24 protein-coding genes and 1 riboswitch are annotated in these 20,656 nt (G+C 58.2%); of the genes, 8 read left to right on the forward strand and 16 right to left on the reverse strand.

The annotated features are described in order from the left end of the window. Window positions 1–29: 29 nt before the first annotated feature. The 3 genes from ACR0JE_RS06875 to ACR0JE_RS06885 form a co-directional block, all read right to left on the reverse strand. Window positions 30–692 (reverse strand): HD domain-containing protein, encoded by a 663-nt coding sequence (locus tag ACR0JE_RS06875; protein ID WP_480863618.1) that lies wholly within the window; start codon window positions 690–692, stop codon window positions 30–32. Further along, a complete protein-coding gene (gene aroC, locus ACR0JE_RS06880; protein WP_480863619.1) occupies window positions 676–1,776 on the reverse strand; it encodes a chorismate synthase in 1,101 nt (366 codons plus the stop codon). Before aroC ends, ACR0JE_RS06875 begins: the two co-directional genes overlap by 17 nt. Before the next feature lie 142 nt (window positions 1,777–1,918). Continuing rightward, on the reverse strand, window positions 1,919–2,359 hold the full coding sequence (locus ACR0JE_RS06885) for a 6,7-dimethyl-8-ribityllumazine synthase (protein WP_480863620.1): 441 nt from the start codon (window positions 2,357–2,359) through the stop codon (window positions 1,919–1,921). A 70-nt stretch (window positions 2,360–2,429) separates the two neighbouring features. After that, window positions 2,430–2,577: riboswitch (FMN riboswitch) on the reverse strand. A 54-nt stretch (window positions 2,578–2,631) separates the two neighbouring features. Here ACR0JE_RS06885 and ACR0JE_RS06890 point away from each other — a divergent pair. After that, complete coding sequence (locus ACR0JE_RS06890; RefSeq protein WP_480863621.1) at window positions 2,632–3,243, forward strand: FMN-binding negative transcriptional regulator; 612 nt, start codon at window positions 2,632–2,634, stop codon at window positions 3,241–3,243. Between the two features lie 17 nt (window positions 3,244–3,260). On the opposite strand, the gene ACR0JE_RS06895 is transcribed toward ACR0JE_RS06890, so the two are convergent. The 5 genes from ACR0JE_RS06895 to ACR0JE_RS06915 are packed head-to-tail and all read right to left on the reverse strand — an operon-like array spanning window position 3,261 to window position 7,470. After that, window positions 3,261–3,803 (reverse strand): DUF3833 domain-containing protein, encoded by a 543-nt coding sequence (locus ACR0JE_RS06895; RefSeq protein WP_480863622.1) that lies wholly within the window; start codon window positions 3,801–3,803, stop codon window positions 3,261–3,263. After that, a complete protein-coding gene (locus ACR0JE_RS06900; protein ID WP_480863623.1) occupies window positions 3,800–4,417 on the reverse strand; it encodes a DUF3833 domain-containing protein in 618 nt (205 codons plus the stop codon). The genes ACR0JE_RS06895 and ACR0JE_RS06900 overlap by 4 nt, the downstream gene beginning before the upstream one ends. Next, window positions 4,414–5,637 carry an MFS transporter gene (locus ACR0JE_RS06905; RefSeq protein WP_480863624.1) on the reverse strand — a complete coding sequence of 408 codons (1,224 nt, stop codon included), beginning with the start codon at window positions 5,635–5,637 and terminating at the stop codon, window positions 4,414–4,416. Before ACR0JE_RS06905 ends, ACR0JE_RS06900 begins: the two co-directional genes overlap by 4 nt. After that, window positions 5,637–6,185 carry a hypothetical protein gene (locus tag ACR0JE_RS06910; RefSeq protein ID WP_480543509.1) on the reverse strand — a complete coding sequence of 183 codons (549 nt, stop codon included), beginning with the start codon at window positions 6,183–6,185 and terminating at the stop codon, window positions 5,637–5,639. Before ACR0JE_RS06910 ends, ACR0JE_RS06905 begins: the two co-directional genes overlap by 1 nt. Beyond that, window positions 6,136–7,470: an NAD(P)/FAD-dependent oxidoreductase gene (locus tag ACR0JE_RS06915; protein WP_480863625.1), complete on the reverse strand. Its 1,335-nt coding sequence runs from the start codon at window positions 7,468–7,470 to the stop codon at window positions 6,136–6,138. Before ACR0JE_RS06915 ends, ACR0JE_RS06910 begins: the two co-directional genes overlap by 50 nt. Window positions 7,471–7,656: 186 nt before the next feature. On the opposite strand from ACR0JE_RS06915, the gene ACR0JE_RS06920 reads away from it, so the two are divergent. Further along, a complete protein-coding gene (locus ACR0JE_RS06920; RefSeq protein ID WP_480543506.1) occupies window positions 7,657–8,382 on the forward strand; it encodes an SDR family NAD(P)-dependent oxidoreductase in 726 nt (241 codons plus the stop codon). Between the two features lie 13 nt (window positions 8,383–8,395). Here the strand turns inward: ACR0JE_RS06920 and ACR0JE_RS06925 are convergent, their stop codons facing one another. Further along, window positions 8,396–8,683: an I78 family peptidase inhibitor gene (locus tag ACR0JE_RS06925; RefSeq protein ID WP_480543505.1), complete on the reverse strand. Its 288-nt coding sequence runs from the start codon at window positions 8,681–8,683 to the stop codon at window positions 8,396–8,398. Between the two features lie 130 nt (window positions 8,684–8,813). Between ACR0JE_RS06925 and ACR0JE_RS06930 the strand changes: the two genes are divergently transcribed. Continuing rightward, window positions 8,814–9,926 carry an S-(hydroxymethyl)glutathione dehydrogenase/class III alcohol dehydrogenase gene (locus ACR0JE_RS06930; RefSeq protein WP_480543503.1) on the forward strand — a complete coding sequence of 371 codons (1,113 nt, stop codon included), beginning with the start codon at window positions 8,814–8,816 and terminating at the stop codon, window positions 9,924–9,926. A gap of 59 nt (window positions 9,927–9,985) precedes the next feature. On the opposite strand, the gene ACR0JE_RS06935 is transcribed toward ACR0JE_RS06930, so the two are convergent. The 3 genes from ACR0JE_RS06935 to ACR0JE_RS06945 all read right to left on the reverse strand — a co-directional run bounded on the left by ACR0JE_RS06935 (window position 9,986) and on the right by ACR0JE_RS06945 (window position 12,552). Beyond that, window positions 9,986–10,948, reverse strand: coding sequence for a formylglycine-generating enzyme family protein (locus ACR0JE_RS06935; RefSeq protein ID WP_480863626.1), 963 nt, complete (start codon window positions 10,946–10,948; stop codon window positions 9,986–9,988). Between the two features lie 88 nt (window positions 10,949–11,036). Next, complete coding sequence (locus ACR0JE_RS06940) at window positions 11,037–11,993, reverse strand: DMT family transporter (protein WP_480543499.1); 957 nt, start codon at window positions 11,991–11,993, stop codon at window positions 11,037–11,039. A gap of 145 nt (window positions 11,994–12,138) precedes the next feature. After that, window positions 12,139–12,552: a group III truncated hemoglobin gene (locus ACR0JE_RS06945; protein ID WP_480550946.1), complete on the reverse strand. Its 414-nt coding sequence runs from the start codon at window positions 12,550–12,552 to the stop codon at window positions 12,139–12,141. Window positions 12,553–12,705: 153 nt separating this feature from the next. Between ACR0JE_RS06945 and ACR0JE_RS06950 the strand changes: the two genes are divergently transcribed. Then, entirely contained in the window at window positions 12,706–13,170 is a 465-nt protein-coding gene (locus ACR0JE_RS06950) for a DUF1203 domain-containing protein (protein ID WP_480863627.1), read from the forward strand. 20 nt (window positions 13,171–13,190) lie between these two features. On the opposite strand, the gene ACR0JE_RS06955 is transcribed toward ACR0JE_RS06950, so the two are convergent. Continuing rightward, a complete protein-coding gene (locus ACR0JE_RS06955) occupies window positions 13,191–14,132 on the reverse strand; it encodes an ABC transporter ATP-binding protein (protein WP_480863738.1) in 942 nt (313 codons plus the stop codon). 87 nt (window positions 14,133–14,219) lie between these two features. Here ACR0JE_RS06955 and ACR0JE_RS06960 point away from each other — a divergent pair, with 87 nt between their 5' ends. The 3 genes from ACR0JE_RS06960 (at window position 14,220) to polA (ending at window position 17,815) form a co-directional block, all read left to right on the forward strand. Next, window positions 14,220–14,396: a zinc-finger domain-containing protein gene (locus ACR0JE_RS06960; RefSeq protein WP_170533977.1), complete on the forward strand. Its 177-nt coding sequence runs from the start codon at window positions 14,220–14,222 to the stop codon at window positions 14,394–14,396. Between the two features lie 82 nt (window positions 14,397–14,478). Next, entirely contained in the window at window positions 14,479–14,949 is a 471-nt protein-coding gene (locus ACR0JE_RS06965) for a hypothetical protein (RefSeq protein ID WP_480863628.1), read from the forward strand. Window positions 14,950–15,019: 70 nt separating this feature from the next. Then, entirely contained in the window at window positions 15,020–17,815 is a 2,796-nt protein-coding gene (gene polA / locus ACR0JE_RS06970) for a DNA polymerase I (protein ID WP_480863629.1), read from the forward strand. Window positions 17,816–17,858: 43 nt separating this feature from the next. Here the strand turns inward: polA and ACR0JE_RS06975 are convergent, their stop codons facing one another. Next, on the reverse strand, window positions 17,859–18,089 hold the full coding sequence (locus ACR0JE_RS06975) for a DUF2798 domain-containing protein (RefSeq protein ID WP_480863630.1): 231 nt from the start codon (window positions 18,087–18,089) through the stop codon (window positions 17,859–17,861). Between the two features lie 70 nt (window positions 18,090–18,159). Beyond that, window positions 18,160–18,915, reverse strand: coding sequence for a hydroxypyruvate isomerase family protein (locus ACR0JE_RS06980; RefSeq protein ID WP_480863631.1), 756 nt, complete (start codon window positions 18,913–18,915; stop codon window positions 18,160–18,162). Between the two features lie 172 nt (window positions 18,916–19,087). On the opposite strand from ACR0JE_RS06980, the gene ACR0JE_RS06985 reads away from it, so the two are divergent. Then, entirely contained in the window at window positions 19,088–20,029 is a 942-nt protein-coding gene (locus tag ACR0JE_RS06985) for a DMT family transporter (protein ID WP_480550958.1), read from the forward strand. On the opposite strand, the gene ACR0JE_RS06990 is transcribed toward ACR0JE_RS06985, so the two are convergent. Beyond that, window positions 20,026–20,604 carry a DUF1285 domain-containing protein gene (locus ACR0JE_RS06990; protein ID WP_480863632.1) on the reverse strand — a complete coding sequence of 193 codons (579 nt, stop codon included), beginning with the start codon at window positions 20,602–20,604 and terminating at the stop codon, window positions 20,026–20,028. The two genes, ACR0JE_RS06985 and ACR0JE_RS06990, sit on opposite strands and share 4 nt — an antisense overlap. Between the last annotated feature and the right edge of the window lie 52 nt (window positions 20,605–20,656).

A 20,656-nucleotide genomic window follows, 5' to 3' on the forward strand; every position in this document is an offset into this window, starting at 1 on the left:
CGGAAAGATCAACGACGAGATTGTACCAATTATGCAGATTTCCAATGATCGGGAACGGGGTGGCCGATTTCCTCTGCCAGAGCCTCAAGATATCCCAGCATCACTGACACACGCGCGGTCGCCAGATCCCGTCCGCTCTGTGTAAGCATGCCGGACGGTAGGTCGAGCAGTTTGATCTTCCAATGGTCGATCGCGAATGTCAGATCGTCCAGATTGCGGTTTTCTGCAAATGGGTCATCAAGATCGTAAAGCGTCCGGTCCAGAGCACCGGCCACGGTGAAACACCGGGCAATCCCAATTGCCCCAAGCGCATCGAGGCGATCCGCATCGCGCAGGATGCGGGCCTCGGGTGAGCGAGGCGGGATATTGGCCGAGTAGCTGTGCGCTTCGATTGCATGTTGGGTGGCATGGATCGAAGGGGCGTCAAAGCCCAAATCGTCCAATATAGACTCTGATATCTGTGCCGATTTACGAGATGCGAGATGCCGGTTCGGATCGTTTTTCGGCAGGTTGACCAGATCGTGCAGATAGCATGCGGCCATGAGGACCTGTATATTGGCCTGATCATCTGCGATGGCCTGTGCGTTGCACCAGACGCGGTCCAGATGCGCCAGATCATGGGCCGGATCAGCCCGCATGCGCTGCGCGACGATGCCGCGCAGCCGGGTGCGGAGATTAGCCAATGTGGCCACGGTTCTCACCGATCTGGCCGCGATGGAGTAGCAGGTGATCCAGGATCACGCAGGCCATCATTGCCTCACCCACCGGCACGGCGCGGATACCGACGCATGGGTCGTGGCGGCCTTTGGTGATGATCTCGGTTTCCTCACCGGATTTGGTAATCGTCTTGCGCGTGGTCAGGATCGACGACGTCGGTTTGACCGCAAAGCGCACCACGATGTCTTGCCCGGTCGAGATGCCGCCCAGAATGCCGCCCGCATGGTTCGAGCTGTACTGAGGGCCGTTCTGGCCCATGAAAATCTCATCTGCATTGGCCTCGCCGGTCAGTTCAGCGGCGGCCATGCCTTCTCCAATTTCAACGCCTTTGACCGCGTTGATCGACATCATCGCAGCGGCCAGATCAGTGTCTAACTTGGCGTAAACGGGTGCTCCGATCCCAGCAGGGACACCGCGCGCCACGACCTCAACCACGGCGCCGACCGAGTTGCCGGATTTGCGCAGATCGTCCAGATAGGCGGCCCAGTCCTCGGCGGCTTGGGGGTCAGGTGTCCAGAAGGGGTTCTGTTCGATCTGCGACCAGTCGAAATTGGCGCGGTCGATCCTGTGCGGGCCGATCTGGGTCATGTAGCCGGTGATCTGCACATTGGGCGCGATTTGTTTGATCGCCTCACGGGCCAAGCCTCCGGCTGCCACGCGCGAGGCGGTTTCCCGTGCCGAACTGCGCCCGCCGCCACGATAGTCGCGGATGCCGTATTTCTGCCAGTAGGTGATATCGGCATGTCCCGGGCGAAACTTGTCGATGATATCGCCGTAGTCTTTCGAGCGCTGGTCCGTGTTCTCGATCATCAGCTGAACGGGCGTGCCGGTGGTCTGACCTTCGAACACGCCGGACAGGATTTTCACCTGATCGGGCTCGCGCCGCTGGGTGGTGAATTTGTTCTGCCCCGGTTTGCGCCTGTCCAGCCAGTGTTGGATCATCGCTGCGTCGATTGTCACACCCGGAGGGCAGCCATCAACGGTTGCACCCAATGCGGGCCCATGGCTTTCACCCCAGGTGGTGACGCGGAAGAGGTGTCCAAAGCTGTTCATCGACATGGGGCATGCTCCTTTGTGGGTTGTGATTAGCGGGGAGAGCCCTTGGCCTCAAGCGGATTTCGGATAAGGGGGAGGGGGCCAGCCCCCTCTTAAGCCGTTGGCTCAATTCACCCTCGGGATATTTTTGGCCAGATGAAGTGGATCAGGCTTGTGCTTTCAGGGACTGGTGGGTTTTTGTGATGCTGAGAGCTGCCTGGGCGGCCTCGCGGCCTTTTTGCACGAAGTGGTCGCGATAGATGGCGTTGTGGTGATCGGTTTCCTGATACTGATGTGGGGTCAATGAGACCGAGAGGACGGGAACGCCCGTATCAAGCCCGGCCCGCATTAGCCCATCAACTACGGCTTGAGCCACAAAATCGTGCCGGTAGATGCCACCATCCACCACAAACGCCGCACAGGCGATTGCAGCGTAGCGTCCGGTTTGGGCCAGATCACGGGCCAGTAGCGGCAGTTCGAACGCACCAGGGACATCGAAGACATCAACCTGATCGCTGGGGATGTGTTGCAGAAACCCATCCAGTGCACGGTCGACAATATCGGAGTGCCAGTTGGCTTTGATGAAGGCATAGCGGGTGTGTGTCATTCGGACCTCCTGAGTTACAGACACGTCACCCAAGGCGATCACGAGCAGGCGCGCCGCTGGGCGGCACGATGCACGTTCTCTTTCATCCGGACTGTAACCGTCGGCTCTGGCCTCTCACCAGATCTGCTGACACCCCGGACTTCGGGGCCGCTCGCGGGCTTACGGATCATTGCCCGCATACCGCCGGTGGGGAATTTCGCCCCGCCCTGAGAACAGGCGCGACCTTGCATAGAACCCACCTGATCTGCAAGAGATTTGACAGGAGGATTTTCATGCACCCCAATCCCGCATTTCGTGCCGAAGAGCGCGACCGGCATATCACCTTTGCCCGTGACCGTGGCTTTGGCGTTTTGGCTGTGTCAGGCGATACCGCGCCGATCATGAGCCACGTCCCGTTATTGCTGGACGAGACGGGTGAGCTGGCCGAGTTGCATCTGGTAAGGTCAAACCCGATTGTCAGGCTGCTCAAGGAACCGCGCACTGTGCGGATCGCGGTGACGGGGCCGGATGCGTATATCTCGCCCGATTGGTATGACGTGGATGATCAAGTGCCCACCTGGAACTATGTGGCGGTTCATCTGATCGGCCGCCTTGAGTTGCGCCCGCAGGAGGAGTTGTTGGATCTGCTGAACCGGCAATCTGCGTTCTACGAACAGAAGCTGCTGCCGAAACCCCCTTGGGTCACGGGTAAGATGTCAGAGGATGCTCTGGCCCGGATGATGCGGATGATCGTGCCTTGCCGGATGCAGGTCGAGGATATTCAGGGCACCTGGAAACTGGGCCAGAACAAGCCCGATGAGGTGCGGCGCGCTGCGGCGGATCAGGTGTCGACCGGTTTTGGCGCTGAAACCGATCAGCTGGCCGCGCTGATGCGTGAGGTGTAGAAGACCCTGTTTAGAGCCTACTTTTTCTCAAAAAACAGGATCACCTCACCAATGCGGACGCCAAAGCGCGAGACATAGGCGCGGTTTAGCAAGCGGTCATCCTCCAGCAGCCACATCCAGTCATCGAACTTCACACGCATGGTGCCATCTTTGATCGGCAGGTCGATCTTGTATTTCCAGTTGAACGTATCGCCCCGCTCGATCCCTTCGGCAGTGCCAAGCACACCGGGGGCGGTGCCAGTCCAGGTATCGGCACCGGTTTTGGTCAGGGTCCAGATACGCTGTTCGGTTGCGCCGTCGTCATAGACGAAATCCTCGACCAAGGTCAGCGTTTCTCCGTCCCAGGTTCCGTCGATATCGACAGAGAAACGACGCGGGACGTTCCCGAGGATGTCCTGAAACTGACCATAAGCGACGGTTTTGCCTTCGAAAAACTCCTCGAGGTTCAATTCACGGTCCGAAAGGAAGGTCTTTGGCACGCGGGGCTTGGCCGAGCAGGCGGCCAGAACCAAAAGGCACGCGATGGCGGAAAAGGTGATGACAAAGCGGGCGCGGATCATTGAATTGGTCTTTCCGCAGCCTTGGCATCATAGCCATTTGCACCGTTCAGATGCGCGGTCTTGACCTCGGGCGCGGGGCGCATCGTGGCGACCAGCTCAGCCACTTTGATGCCGAACTTGCGCATTTCCGAGCGGTTCATGATCGCGCCATTTTCCGTCAGGTACATCCAGTCGGTGACATCCAGCGTATGCCCGCCTGCATCTTCAGGCAGGATGATCCGATAGGTCAGTTTGACGGTCGAGCCCGAGATCTCTCCCTTTCCTTCACCGACAATGTCATCCGCCGTGGCGATGAACGTGTTGCCGGTGCCCAGTGTCAGATACCATTTGCGGGTCATCTGTTTGCCATTGGAATAGGTGAACCATTCGGCCAGTGTGCCCGAATTGCCATCCCATTCGCCGACCATGCGGGCGACAAAGCTGTTCGACATCTTTCCATTCGGGCCATAGATCAGGCCTTCGGACAGGATTTCGCCATTCAAGTGCTCTTTCAGCGAGAAGTTGGGGCCCGTGCCCGCATAATCGGCAGGCGATTGTGAGCGAAAGCTGAGGAACCGCCCCTTGGCCGCTAGAACAGCGAGGATGGCGAGCAGAAACACGATAAGCGTCTTCATTTGGCTGTAACCTCCGTGGGCAGGGTCAGAACCATCCCGAATGCGCCAAGCTTGAGGATGCAGGGCAGTACGGCATAGGCGAGGTTGAGTGTTTTTAAAGCCTCGACACTATTGGTTTGACCGGGTGTAAAGCCGCTGCGCTCCAGCAGTGGCAGAGTGAAAAAGGCAGCGAGCGCGAGGCCCAGCTTGCCGGCAAAAGACCAGATGCCAAACGCGGCCGAGGCGTTCAGCCCCGCGCGCGTCAGCACGACCGAGAACATGGCAGGCAGGACAACCATATCCGCCCCAAGCGCGGCACCAGACGCGATGCAGATGATGGCGAAACCGGTGAGGTCTCCGGAGGATAGCGTTGCGGCACCGATGAAGCCCGCGATGGAGAGCGGCATGGCGATGATCAGGGTCTTTTTCGGGCCGATCCGATTGCTGAGCTTGGCCCAAAGCGGAACGCTTGCGCCTGCGCTGAGGAAGAACAGGATAAGCAGCGGCCCCGCCTTGCCGGGCAGTTGCAGGCGATCTTCGACAAAGAACAGGAACAGTGTGGATGTGATGGCGACCGGCAGGCTGTTGACCAGTGCCAATGCCAGCAGACGCAGCGCTCCGGCCTGTCCGAGCCCGGCGAAGGACAGGCCCTGACCGGTGATCGGTGTGCGCCGCCAGATTGGAATGGTCAAGGCTAGGGTCAAAAGCGCCAACAGGCCCAGAAACAGGCCAAAGGCGGGATATCCTTGTGCGGATGCACCCAAGGCCACGAACAGCGCCGGGGCGCTGGCGGCGATAACGACGCCTGTCAATTGCCCACCTTCACGGTAGGCGGCGAGTGTCATCAGCTCTTTGGCATCGGCCTTTTTAGCAAGCGTCGCGCTGCGACCATATAAAAGGATCGTACCGAGGCTGTAGGCCGAGAACAGCAAGATCAGGACCGCCACCAAAGTGGCAATACTAGCGCCTTCGGGCAGGCCAAACAGCAGGGGGAAGCCGATGGCCAGACCCAGCGCGGCCAAGGCGGCGAACAAAAGCTGCCCGCCTGGCCAGCGGTCGATGGCCCAGCCGATCAGCGGGTCCTGAACCAGATCGACCAACCGGATAACCAGTAGGACCGTGCCAATCACCCCAAGACCAATGCCCAAGTTCACCGCCGCAAAGCGTGGCAGGTGAATATAAAGCGGAATACCCGCCGCAGCGAGCATCAGCGCATACAGGCTGACACGGGGGTACAGCATCACTGGCCCTTCAAGCTTTGCGTAAAGCTGGCCGAGCGGGTGTTGTTGCCCAGAAAGATCGACATGAAGGACTTCTTGATGTCGTTGCTCGCCAATGTGCAGGTCTGGGTACCATTCCGCCAGAAGCCAACCTTGTTTGGCCCCTCTGAGATTGCCAGATAGCTGTCCCCTTTGCTGACAGCCTGAAAGCACTTTTCAAGCTGCGCCTGCGTGGGCTGCGGATTGCCCTGACGGGCCATTTCTTCCAGCGTCGATTCTACCAGCGCCTTTTGTTTCAGGTTTTTGCGGTAAGTCAGTTTCAGGCCAAAATCCTGGCTCCAACTGAACGCGGCCCCGCTTGGTGTGTAGAGTTTCGCATCATACAGCGGCAGGCCGAGAAACCGAAAGGTCCCGCTGCCGATCTGTTTGGGATCTTGCAATTCGCTTGCCAGCGGATCAGCCGCCAACCCACCGGGGGCCAGCAGCGTCAAGGACAGAAGCCCAGCGCGCCACAGGCGTCTATTCAGCCGCAACAGCAGGGATGGCCGGGTCTTGTTCCAAAGTGCCATGGTCAGCTCCGATCGTTTGCGAGGTGCCCTTGATGCGATCCACAACGTGCATCGCACTGGCAATCCCGTCTTCGTGAAACCCGTGCCGGTTATACGCTCCGGCAAACCAGGTCCGGTTCTGTCCCTGCATCTCGCGGATTTGCCCTTGTGCTTTCAGGGCGGCCTTGTCGAACACCGGATGGGCGAACTCGACCTGATCATAGATTTTATCCGCGGGAATTTCTGACGACGCGTTCAGCGTCACAAACAGCGGGTCGCTGTCCGGAATATTCTGCAACCGGTTCATCCAATAGGTGACGCCAACATTCCCGGCTTGCGAGCGATAGGTCCAGCTGGACCAGCAGGCACGACGCTTGGGCATTTGACCGGGGTCGCAATGCAGGATGGCGCTGTTGGGCTGATAGCGGATCGCTTCCAATGCTGCAGCTTCGGCGGTCGTGGCATTGTCGCCCAGAATGGCGCGGGACTGGTCGGAATGGGTGGCCAGAATGATCTCGTCAAACTGGTCGGTATGTCCCTGGCTTGTCACCGAAACGCCCATGTCGTCGCGCTGAACGTGATCGACCGGGGCAGCCAGTCGAATATCGCAGCCCCGTTCGCGCAGGGCGGCGTCGATGCGGCGAACATACTCGATGCTGCCACCTTTGACCGTATACCACTGATGCTGATTGGCCCGGCCACTGGCCAGCAACGCATGGTTGCGGAAGAATTGTACCAGCGAGCGCGCCGGGAACTGATCGACAAACTCCACCGGGGTCGACCAGATCGCGCCGCACATCGGCATCAGATAGTTGTGGCGGAACCAATGGCCCAGACGCATCTGATCCACCAACTCTCCGATTGTGGTGTCATCATCCTTGGCAGCCTCGGGTGCTTCTTTGCTGAACCGCAGGATGTCGGCGATCATCTTGTAGTAGGACGGGCGCGCCAGATTCCGTTTCTGCGCGGTCAGGGTGCGCAGGTTGTTAAGCCCATACTCGATCCGACCGTTGTCGATGGTTGCGCCAAAGCTCATCTCGGATTTGATGACCGGCACGTTCAACTCGTCAAACAGCTTGGTCAGATAGGGGTAGGTCGCATAGTTGAAGACGATGAACCCGGTATCGACAGGCTGATCGCCATTCTTGCCGGCCATGACAGTACGGGCATGCCCACCCAGCCGGGGTTCGGCCTCGTAAATAGTAATGTCGTGATCTTCTGACAGATAATAGGCTGCGGATAGACCGGAAATGCCTGCACCTACGATTGCGATTTTCTTGCGTTCGCCTCGCGTTTCGTCGAACATGTGATCCCCTTAGTGCGACATTTTACAAGGGGATACGTAGCAGGTTTGATGTCGGATCAATCAGATTAGATTATTTTCCACGCTGCTCTATATTGTGACTTCTGCGCCGAATTTCCTGTATGGCGGCGTGATCCAGCATCCGTGCCCGCCCGTAAAATAAGCATCAGATCACAATACGGCCCAGACATGAGCAGCTTTGACGGAAAAACCTATTGGATCGTGGGCGCCAGCGAGGGCCTGGGCCGCGCGTTGGCCGAGGCGCTCAGCCGCCGGGGTGCGCATCTGATCCTGTCGGCGCGCAATGCGGATCGGCTGGCCGATATCTGCGCGAGCCTGCCGAATGCCCGCCCGGTTCCTTTTGACGTCACCGATCTGGATGCTGTGCGCGGCGCTGTGGCTGAAGTCGGAGAGCTTAACGGTCTTGTCTACAATGCCGGAGCCTACGAGCCGATGCGCAGCGCCGATTGGGATACTGAGGCGGTACTGGCCATGACCGATGTGAACTACACCGGAGCGCTGCGTGTTCTGGGTGAAACGGTGCCGTCTTTCGTGCGTGCAGGCCGCGGCGATATCACCCTGATCGGGTCTCTGTCCGGCTATCGTGGGTTGCCCGCGGCTGTGGGCTATGCGGCCAGCAAGGCGGCTTTGGTGTCGCTGGCGGAAACCATGCGCTTTGATCTTGCGGGTACCGGGGTCACTGTGCGCATCGTCAACCCGGGCTTCATCAAGACCCGTCTGACCGAGAAAAACAATTTCAAGATGCCGATGTTGATGACGGCTGAGGACGCGGCAGACCGGGTGATCAAAGCGATGTCGCGCCGCCGTTTCCGGACTGACTTCCCGGCCCCGTTTTCATGGGTTGTCCGGTTGCTGGACTACCTTCCGGATTGGCTGATCTATCGCGGGAAATAACGTTGATTCAGGGTCAGCCGCAGGTCAGGCGTTGGATCACGCCGGTATCATCCACAAACACATTCAGACGATCGATGCGATAATCCTGGGTTGCAATGTCGTTTGGCCCCAGCACGCGACTGCGTTCGGGCAGGTCGGCTTGAATGGTTGAAACCGGCTGGCCAATCGTCTCGGCAAATGGATCACCCTGACAAAAGGCCAGATCGACAGGCGCGGCCTCTGGCTCAATCGGAATATCTTCGGGTGGGGGTGGTTCTGAACAGGCCGCCAGAAGGACCAGGATCGGAAAAAATCGGTGCATTGGCGTTCCTCATTCGGACAATGTCGTTTCTTCAATATCAAAAGTTTAGCCACTCTGTCATGAATGCATAGTTGAAAGAACCCCGTTTTTGACGCAGGGTTTGGACAAACAAGACTGGGAGACAAGCACTATGCGCACCCGTGCAGCCGTCGCCGTTCAGGCTGGCAAGCCTTTGGAAATTATGGATGTGAACCTCGAAGGCCCCAAGGCGGGTGAGGTTCTGGTTGAGATCAAGGCCACCGGTATTTGCCACACAGATGAGTTCACCTTGTCGGGGGCAGACCCCGAAGGCCTGTTCCCGGCAATTCTGGGCCACGAAGGCGCTGGCGTGGTGGTCGAAGTCGGGCCGGGCGTGACCAGCCTGAAACCCGGCGATCATGTGATCCCGCTTTACACGCCGGAATGCCGCGAATGTGAATACTGCCTGCATCCCAAGACCAACCTGTGTCAGGCGATCCGTGAAACGCAAGGTAAAGGCCTGATGCCCGACGGCACCTCGCGCTTTTCGACGCTGGATGGTGATCCGATCCTGCACTACATGGGCTGCTCTACCTTTTCGAACCACACGGTCCTGCCCGAGATTGCTCTGGCCAAGGTGCGTGAGGACGCGCCGTTCGACAAGATCTGCTATATCGGCTGCGGCGTGACCACCGGTATCGGAGCCGTCATCAACACCGCCAAGGTCGAGATCGGCAGCCGGGCCATCGTGTTCGGTCTAGGTGGTATCGGCCTGAACGTCATTCAGGGCCTGCGTCTGGCCGGGGCTGATCAGATCGTGGGCGTTGACCTGAACCCCGCCAAGGTGGAAATGGCGACGAAATTCGGCATGACCGATTTCGTGAACCCCAAAGAGGTCGAAGGCGATCTGGTTCCCTATCTGGTCAACCTCACCAAGGGCGGCGCGGATTATACGTTCGACGCCACCGGCAATGTCGGTGTCATGCGCGACGCACTGGAATCGGCCCACAAAGGCTGGGGTGAATCGATCATCATTGGCGTGGCCCCTGCGGGTGCCGAAATCTCAACCCGTCCGTTCCAGCTGGTCACCGGTCGATCCTGGCGCGGTACCGCCTTTGGCGGCGCGCGGGGCCGGACCGACGTTCCCAAGATCGTCGACTGGTACATGGAAGGCAAAATCGAGATCGACCCGATGATCACCCACACCATGGGTCTGAACGACATCAACCACGGCTTCGACCTGATGCATAAAGGTGAGAGCATCCGTTCCGTTGTGGTTTATTAACTAGGAACAATGAACTGCGGAGACCGCGCAGACCGGCGTATTTACAGAGTACGCCGGTCTTATTCCATCTCGCGAACAATTCGAAAACCAGTGTACTGACTACGAAAATCCTCTCTGGCCGAGCCTCTTGAAGCGACGCGTACGGAGTCCATGCCCGTATTAAATGCGCCACCACGAGACACTCGCTTGCAACTTTCTACTTCGCTTTGAAGCAACCATTCACTAGATGTGGTCCAACCGGCGTACTTGTCAGTGTAACAGGAGCGCGTCCGTTCGTTGACGTTGCCTGACATATGTCTGACACCCCATCCATTCGCAGCATCCAGCTCATCCACGGGAACCGGCAAAAGCCGCGAGAGTAGATCAGGTCGTGCAACTCCAGTTAGTTGTTCAGTTCCACGCCCGTAGAAATTTGCCTGCTCCGACGTCAGCTCGTCGCCTTGAGCAAAGCGCGTTTGCGTGCCTGCCCGCGCCGCATACTCCCACTCTGCCTCGGTTGGTAAACGGTACGCGTCAACACCAAGTTTTTTGTTCAGCCACGCAACATATGCTTGTGCATCCAAAAATGACACATCGACGACGGGATGATCGCCATACACAGGAGTTTCGACGCGCTTTCGAGCTTCGTTCATTCCCAGTATCACGTTGTCCGGGACATAGCCGCCGCATCCCCCTTCATTGACGCATGCAATCCATTGGTCATAGGTGATTTCGTTGCGGCTCATCGCGATTGGAATGTCGATTTCAACGCGGTGCAGAGGTCGTTCATCTGCGCCAATTGCCGGATGACCAACCTCAACCATGGTGAGTTTTCCATCGATTGCAACCAACCCATTGATCGAGTCGCCGATTGGTCCACCCATGATGAAGTCACCTAAAGGCAAGACAACCAATTCTGGGCAGAGGTTGCACTCTTGAAACACGTCTAAGGATGTGACTTCGGTTCCATCTGTGAGTTGGTATTGCGCCAGTGAGGGCGTAGATAGAATGCAAACGGCCAATGCTGAAATAAAGAACTTCAAAGTCAAAAACTTCCAAAATTTGCATGATGTAAGGTTGCTACGGCGATTTTCTGAAATGCTATTCAACCTTCTTACGATTGCATAGGATTCAGATCCCCGTTTCAAGCGATCTGTTCGGCCGTGCGGACGCCCCCGTATCTGAGCGGGGTGAGCGCACGCGTAGTACTGGTTTGTTCGTGGAAACATCAGTACGACTCTCGCGCCAGACCACGAAAACGCCGGATGCAATGATGATACTTGCGCCGACGGCGACCCAGCCATCGGGCCGCTCGCCAAAGAAGATCATGCCGAACAAAGTGGCCCAGATGATCTGGCTGTATTGGCTGGGCGCGACGACTCCGGCGGGCGCGGCGCGGTAGGCGAGGATGATCAGATGTTGCGCGATGACCGAAAACACACCAACTAGCGCCATCATTGCCAGATGCAGCAGCGAGGGTGGTTGATAGACGGCGGGTTGCATCAGGCTCATGACCAGGATGGCCAGTAACATGGGGTACAGGATCAGGACGGCGGATCGTTCCTCATTCCCGATCTTGCGCACCAGAACAGACCCGAACGCGCTGCAAAACGCGGCAGCCAGAGCGGCCAGGTGGCCCAGTGTGATATCCGTTGAACCCGGGCGCAGGACGATCAGAACACCGATCAGGCCAACACCAACGGCGGCCCAGCGCTGGACGCGGACGACCTCTCCCAAAATCGGGATCGACAGAACGGTCACGATCAATGGGAAGGAGAAGAGCAACGAGTAGACCTCGGCCAGTGGCAGCACCGAAAAGGCGTAGAAGGCGCAGACCATGGCCGTAACCATCAATCCCGACCGCAGCAGCACCAACCAGGGATGGTGCGGCAGAAAGTTGCCCGTTGTCCGGTCTGTCAGGATTGTCACTGCCATGGGGACAAAGGAAAACAGGGTGGCGAAAAAGATGATCTGCATCACCGAATAGGTCCCGCCCAGCACTTTGATCAATGCGTCATGGCTGGCAAAAACCGCGAATCCAAGAAACGCGAAACCAAGTCCCCTTAGGGTGGTGTTCTGAGTGCTCATCGCTGTGGCCTCGGGTGATGTTGGTGTGGTGGCACTGTGCCGTCGCAGCGCAAAAAGGGCTGTCTTGGCCCTGATTAAACCCAATTGACCAGCGCGCATAGCCCCTATTTTACCGCTAACAGTGCAAAGCTGCCATGTCTTCAGATCAACGCAGGATCGGTGGCGCATCCTTGGGCTGACGCGCCGATTGCACGCCGGCCTTCATCCCCACCCCGATGCGTCGCGCCAGGGCGGCCCAGGGCGTCGCGGTTTCGGCTGGCAACGTCTGGGCTGCGACCTCTTCGAACAGGTCCAGCCAATGGGCGAACATGTCGGGCTGAACTGCCGGCCGTTCAATATGAACCCGCTGCGGATTGCCGTCATACCCGCGCTCATACAGGATCGCATTGCGCCAGAATGAGGCGATCTTTTCCTCATGCGCGGGCCAGTCATCGACATGTTGCGCAAAAACGGGGCCCAGTACCGGGTCGGTCCGGACACGGGCGTAAAAGGCGCACACTTGCGCATTGATCTGATCAGACGTGGCCGGAAAACGCGGTGGAAGGATTGGTCGGGTCATAATGTTTGGGTCCTAACCAGAATCCCGGCGGTTCTACAGGCGTGGTTTTGTCGCGCTCATCCTTACGGCCAACGGCGACATGCGATTTGCGCAGGAATCGGGTCGCGCGGCGTGGTCATGATTGGGCATGGTTCGGAAAACCGGAGGATTGATATGTTCAAAATCACTGCATTGCCCACTGACGAAGTCCGCACCCTGCAACAGGGTGGTCCGGATGCCTATGGAGTCACGCCAGAGCACGCTGTTTCAACCGGCGCAGGCAATCCCTGCCGTCATTGTCTGCAAAACATCCCAGAAGGCGCGCCAATGCTGGTTCTGGCGCACAGGCCCTTTGCCGCAACGCATCCTTATGCCGAAACCGGGCCGATATTTTTGTGTGCCGAACCCTGCGAGCGCTATGAAGGGGATGAATTGCCCGAGATTCTGACCAACTCTCCTGACTATTTGATCAAGGGATACGGGCAGGATGACCGGATCGTTTATGGCACCGGAGCGATCACCCCCACGGATCAGATTGGCGCAAAGGTCAAAGATATCTTTGACCGCCCCGATGTGGTCTATATCCACGTGCGATCTGCGCGCAACAACTGCTATCAAGCGCGGATCGACCGGGGCTAAAGGCTGGTTCTAAGCCGCGCTTACGACGCCCGAGCCTGAGACGAGGTCAGGGCAAGGAACACATCTTCAAGATCTGCTTCTTCGGTGCGTACATCGCGGATGCGGATACCCGCAGCGCGAACGGATTCCAGCACCTGCTCGGCACTGGTCTGGGCGCTGCGATACTGCAGCAGCAGGCTGCCATCGTCGCGCAATGTGGCCTCGACCCCGGCAGCCGAGGGAAGGTCCGCAACCGGGTTATCGGGCATGATCACCATGGTGCGCCGGTCCATGCGGCTCAGCAAGTTGGCGGTGCTGTCTTGGGTGATCTTTTCACCATGGTTGATGATGGCGATTTGATCACACATTTCCTGCGCTTCTTCCAAGTAATGCGTGGTCAGGATAATAGTCATCCCCTGTTCGTTCAGTTTGCGCACATTGGTCCAAAGCATCTGGCGCAACTCGATATCGACACCCGCGGTAGGTTCATCCAGAACCAAAATCCTGGGGTGATGCACCAACGCCTTGGCCAGCAGCAGCCGCCGCCGCATCCCGCCTGATAGCGTGCGAGCATAGGCCTCGGCCTTATCGCTAAGCCCGACGAGTTCCAGAATCTCATCGCTGCGGCGCTGGGCCTTGGGCACGCCATACAGGCCAGCCTGCACTTCCAGCGCGCCGCGCGGGGTAAAGAACGGGTCCAGGTTCAGCTCTTGCGGCATCACACCGATGGCGGCGCGCGACTGGCGTGGGTTCTGATCCTGATCGAAGCCCCAGATCGAAACCTTCCCGGAGGTTTTGATCACCAGCCCGGCAAGAATGTTGATCAGGGTCGACTTACCCGCGCCGTTCGGCCCCAAAAGCCCAAAAACCGAGCCGCTGGGAATAGTCAGGTCAATCCCCTTCAGTGCGTACTTCTCGGGCTGGCCCTTGCTTGCCCGATAGGTCTTGCGCAGACCTTCGATCCTGATTGCCGCATCGCTCATGTGGCACTTGCCCCCGGATTGCTCATCGCTCATAAACGCACCTAATGCATGCCCGCGAGGCCGACAACCAGTGAAGGATCGCCAGCCGTGACAATCGAAGCGCCGGAAACCAAGATCGTCGAAACCACCCGCGTCGCTTGTGACGGCGGCGAAGGTGCGCTGGGCCATCCGCGCGTGTGGCTGCAAATCCCTGAAGATACGGGCTGGGTCGAGTGCCCCTATTGCGACTGCAAATATGTTCTGAAAGGCACAGAGCAGGGCTGATTGCCCGTCCAATCGGGTTTCACCCAAATCTCGCCGTGTTTTTTATGCTATTTCGGTGGCGCATACAGCGTAGGCGAGCGTGATGACCGACATTACACCCAATGACTCTGCTAACCCGATTTTCGGATGGATCGGCTTTTGCATTGCCTCTTTGACGCTGTTTGCTGCCTTGTTCGTCTTTTGGGCTGGACCCTTCGCGCCTCAGCAATCCGCCGGCGTGTCGCTGGGCGAACTGGCGGCTGAAATCGGCAAATCTACCCTGCGATCTGCGGCTGGGCTGGAACAGCCCGAGCCGGTTGCGCGCGCGCGCGATCTGGATGATTTTCTGCAGATCGGCGTAGCCATGCTGGGTGCGCTGGCAGTTGTTCTGTCGGTTGTCGGCCTCCTGCGTCACGAAAGGCGCCGCCCTGCCATCGCCGGGATTTCGGTTGGCGTCGGCGCAATCCTGTTCCAGTTCTTTGCCTTCGCGTTTTTTGCCTTCCTTGGTGTTTTGATCATTATGGCTTTGCTCAACAGCTTTTCGGACGTTTTCAGCGGCCTCTTCGGCGGTTAGCCCAAGTTCAAGACTGGTCACCCGAGCGACCCTGTGGCAGAACCATCTCTGACCGACAGGGAGCGTGCGCATGAGCAATTTCGGAAAAGGGTGTCACCTGCATCTGATCGATGGATCGGCCTTTATTTTCAGGGCCTATCACGCGCTGCCGCCGCTGACCCGGAAATCCGATGGCTTGCCGATCGGGGCGGTTTCGGGCTTTTGCAACATGCTGCAAAAATATGTCGAGGGGAACGATGGCCCGGATGCACCGACCCATGTGGCGGTGATCTTCGACAAGGGCTCTCACACCTTCCGCAATGACCTCTATGACCTGTACAAAGCCAATCGTGAGGCGATGCCCGAGGACCTGCGCCCGCAGATGCCGCTGACCCGCGAAGCGACAAAGGCCTTCAACATCGCTTGCAAAGAGTTGGAGGGGTATGAGGCTGACGACATCATTGCCACTCTTGCCGTTCAGGCACGTGAGGCTGGCGGACGTGTGACTATTGTGAGTTCCGACAAGGACCTGATGCAGTTGGTCGGCGGCGGCGTCGAGATGCTGGATGCGATGAAGAACAAGCGCATCGACCGGGACGGGGTGATCGAGAAATTCGGCGTTGGCCCGGAGCGCGTGGTTGATGTGCAGGCGCTGGCTGGGGATAGCGTTGACAACGTACCCGGGGCACCGGGAATCGGCGTCAAAACGGCCGCCTTGCTGATCAACGAATATGGTGATCTCGAAACCCTGCTGGACCGTGCGGAAGAGATCAAGCAGCCCAAGCGCCGCCAGACCCTGATCGAAAAGCGCGATCAGATCGAGCTGTCGAAGAAGCTGGTGCAGCTGGATGAACAGACCCCTCTTGATTTCACGCTCGATGATCTGGAAGTGAAGGACCCTGAGGCCGACGTCTTGATGAGTTTTCTGGCTCAGATGGAGTTCCGTACGCTGACCAAGCGCATTGCGGATAAACTGGGCGTGGACTCGCCAGTAATCCCCGATGCTCCCGCGGCCGAAGCAGCGCCCGAAGTCGAAGCAATACCATTTGACGCCTCGAAATACGAATGTGTTCGGGATGCGGCTGCGCTACAAGTCTGGGTCGACCGGGCCTATGAAACCGGCTGGATCGCCGTTGATACGGAAACCACCGGCCTGAACGAGATGATCGCCGATCTGGTCGGCATTTCGCTTTGTATCGAAGCAGGGGAGGCCTGCTACATCCCGCTGACCCACCGCGACGGATCGGCGGATGATCTGTTCGGCTCGGATGCGCTGGCCGAGGGGCAGATGCCGCTAGATGAGGCTCTAACACTGCTGAGACCGCTGTTCGAGGACCCCTCGATCCTCAAGATCGGGCAGAACATGAAATACGATGCCAAGATCTTTGCGCGCTATGGCATCGATATCGCTCCGATCGATGACACGATGCTGATGTCCTACGCCATGCATGGCGGTGAGCATGGACATGGGATGGATACTCTGTCCGAGCGCTATCTAAGCCATACTCCTATCCCGATCAAACCGCTGCTGGGCTCGGGCAAATCGGCGATCACCTTCGACAAGGTGCCGATTGATGAGGCCACCGCTTATGCCGCCGAGGACGCGGATATTACTCTGCGCCTGTGGCGATTGTTCAAGCCGCAGCTGCATCAGGTTCAGGTGACGACGGTTTATGAAACGCTGGAACGCCCGCTGGTGCCGGTTCTCAAAGAAATGGAGATGCACGGTATCAAGGTGGACCGCGATGTCCTCAGTCGGATGTCGAATGCCTTTGCGCAGAAAATGGCCGGACTAGAGGCTGAAATTCACGGGTTGGCCGGTCAGAACTTCAATGTCGGCTCGCCCGCACAGTTGGGTGAGATCCTGTTCGACAAGATGGGTCTGGAAGGCGGCAAGAAGGGGAAAACCGGGAAGTACTCGACCGGGGCGGATATTCTTGAGGATCTGGCGACCGAGCATGAATTGCCGCGCCAGGTACTGGACTGGCGGCAACTGTCGAAGTTGAAATCGACCTACACGGATGCGCTGCAGACCCATATCAATCCGGACACGGGCCGCGTGCATACGTCTTATTCGATCACTGGGGCGAACACGGGCCGTTTGGCCTCGACCGATCCGAACCTGCAGAATATTCCCGTGCGCACCGAGGAAGGCCGCCGCATTCGTGAGGCGTTCATCGCCGAGCCGGGCAATGTGCTGGTCAGTCTCGACTATAGCCAGATCGAGCTGCGCATTCTGGCACATATCGCCGGGATAGACGCCTTGAAACAGGCGTTTGCCGACGGTCTGGACATTCACGCGCTGACCGCGTCCGAGATGTTCGATGTGCCACTGGATGAGATGACGCCGGACATCCGTCGTCAGGCCAAGGCGATCAACTTTGGTGTGATCTACGGCATCTCGGGCTTTGGTCTGGCGCGCAACCTTCGTATTCCGCGGGCCGAGGCACAGGGATTCATCGACCGCTATTTCGAACGCTTCCCCGGTATTCGCGCCTATATGGACGACACCATCGCCTTTGCGAAAGAGCACGGCTATGTGCAGACCCTGTTTGGGCGCAAAATCCACACGCCTGAGATCAATGCCAAAGGGCCGCATGCGGGGTTCTCGCGCCGGGCTGCGATCAACGCGCCGATCCAGGGCACCGCTGCAGATGTGATCCGGCGCGCGATGGTGCGGATGCCGGACGCGATCCAGGGCCTGCCTGCCAAGATGCTGTTGCAGGTGCATGACGAATTGCTGTTCGAAGTGTCTGAGGACGGGGTGGATCAGTTGATCGAGGTGGCGCGCGAGGTGATGGAGGGGGCCTCGGACCCGGCGGTGAAGTTAGATGTGAAGCTGGATGTCGATGCCGGGCGAGGCGCGAATTGGGCCGAAGCGCACTAGGGCACGCCGCTCATCAGGCCCGATGGGCCCTCTTCGCGGCGGGTCAGGCCCTGGGCCCGACCAGACGGTCGACCAGCCGTTTGACACTTGGTCCTAGGATCACGATGACGGTGAAGGCGATAGGCCAGCAAAAGGCCCAGGCCGCCATCCAATCCCCAAAGGTGCCCGGCCCAAATCCGATGGCCTTGACCGTGGCAATCCCGGTCACGATGCAGGACATCAGCCCTGACATGATCAGGCAGAACATAATATGTGACAGTCGGGCGTGGGTCATCGGTATCATTCGTTCATTCACCGCGCCAAGCTGTGCGATATTTTCGCAGCAAATGCCAGTAACGGGTATGTTAGCGCGCCATCCAGCCCAGCGAGTCCACGGTGCGGGGCGTCGTTGGATTGTATTCGGCGCTGACCCATCCGTCGTATCCGCTGTTGTCGATGGCGTTGAACAGGGCGGGAAAGTCGATCGGCCCATCGCCTGGCTCGGACCGGTTTGGGGCGTCCCCGATCTGGGCATGGGTCACGCGGTCCCGATAATGCTGCCATATGGCAAGCGCATCCCCATGGATCATCTGCGCGTGGAAGCTGTCAAATTGCAGGCCAATATTGGGACGGTCCACCTGATCCAGCACCTCAGCGGCGAGCGCGTAGTCGTTCAGAAAGTAGTCGGGCTGTGACACCGGGTTCAGCGGTTCGATGCTGAATTGCTGGTTTGGTGCCGCATCCGCAGCCCATTTCAGGTTCTGTATGAAACACGCCATCGCCTTAGGCCCCGAGGTGTAACCGGACATGATATGTATCGTCTGCGGGCGGAGGAGTTCGGCGTATCGCAGGACGCGCCGGATGTCAGATTGGAACCGCGCCTCGCCCTTCGGCACCGCCGCATAGCCTGGCTGTCCGCCCGTGTAGTTGGGGGGAGGGGCATTGATCAAAACCAGATCCAGCCCGTTGGCCAGCAAGGCGCGGCGGGTTTCCTTGGCCGCCAGATCATAGGGAAACAGAATCTCGACGGCTTTGAATCCGGCCTGCGCGGCGGCTTCGAAACGTTCGAGATACGGCAACTCGGTAAAGAGCAGCGAAAGATTGGCGGCAAATCTGGGCATGAGTGGTCCCGTGGTTTGGTCGGCAAACACTAACGGGCGGGTGGTTTTCAGGAAAGAGACTGAAAACGACAGATTGTCGAAAATCGACCAGAACGGCCCCGGCAAATCATCGAAATTCTAGGCGACACGGCGAATCATTTTCGAGCGCCGTTTTTTGTGAAGGTTCGATCCCATGGCGATGAGCCCAGACCCCGTGCGCGGGACATCTTTACCTGTGTCTGGTGGGCGCAGCTCGGCCTTGCCAGGCAATGGGCTGGCGGTTGCGTCTATGTTGACATGGGCTGCCGGGTTTCCCGCTGCTGAAGTGTTGCTACAAACTTGGCCACCAGTTGCGTTGCTCGTTGCACGACTGGCGCTCGCTGTGGCTGTCATGTTGCCAATTTGGATTCTGATCGACGGCCAATCTCGCGTCCTGCGTGCCCGATGGGGGCATGCAATGTTTGTTGGGGGGATGCTTGGCGCCGGCATGTTCCTGATCATTTTGGCGCAAAAGCTGACAGATCCGGTAACAGTGGCCATCATCGCCTCCTGCGCACCGTTGTTTGCCACATTGATCGAGTTGGCAACTGGAACACGGCGGTTACGCTGGAATTTTGCGTTGGGTGTGGTGGTGTCCATCATAGGCGGTCTGATCGCCACCAGTGCAGTGGCCCCGGCGCAGCTGGGGTTGGGCGCTATTTGTGCTGTTGCCTCGACCGGGCTGTTCTGCTGGGCGACAATGGCAACTGCGAGAGATTTCCCTGACCTTAGCCAGACTGGCCGCAGTACCATCACATTTTTTGGCGGATTGATTGTTGCTGTATTGCTGTTCTTCGTTGCGCGACAATTGGGTGTGGATGTCATGCCAACGGCACAGATCGATGTTCAACAGATCGGAATGCTCGGAATTTATGCGTTGGTTGCAATGGGCCTCAGTCAGGTACTGTTCGTTGGATCCGTTGGGAAGCTGGGCGTTGCATTGGCCTCATTCCACATCAACATAGCGCCTTTCTACGTGATGCTGATCATGCTGATGTTGGGGGATGACTGGAACTGGACTCGCGCGCTGGGCGCAGGGATCGTGGCCGTGGCTGTGGTGCTGGCGCAGGACCGCAAGGTGGCGCATACCGTTTAGTCCGGTAGATCTGAGGCTGAGATTAGCGGAAAGAACTGCCCACCCGACCAGACGCCAAACCAGCCATCATGCTTGGTACCAATATCCACGAGTCGGTAGAAACTTTTGCGGTCAATGCGTGCTTCAAGATTGTTTCGGATCAATACGTAGGGTGTGGGTTCCTCTGTTTCCGCATCGATGACAATGCGGATCGGGTGATCCGGCCCGGCGATGGCCGTATCGCCCACATGGGTGGTAAATGTCAGGTCTTGCGACAGGCCATCCCCCGTCTGGTCGAAGTCGACCGCAAAAAACGGCGCATCCTCGACAGTGATTCCCACCTTCTCGACCGGGGTGACAAGGTAGTATTTGCCGTCTTCTTTCTTAAGAATTGAGGAAAAAAGCTTCACAAGCTCGAACCGGTTGATGGGCGACCCTAAGTAACTCCAAGAACCATCTTTGGCGATCTTGATGTCCAGATCGCCGCAAAACGGAGGATTCCACAGGTGAACGGGCGGTAAACCCTTGGTTTTGGCCGCTTTGACTGATGCAGCCAAACCATCCGGCGAAGGTTTCACGGGTTTTTGTCCGCTCATTGCTTTTGCCATTTCCTCTTAGCGCGATACACTTCATCTATAATAGTCCACG

The sequence above is a fragment of the Ruegeria sp. H3 genome (assembly GCF_056533095.1).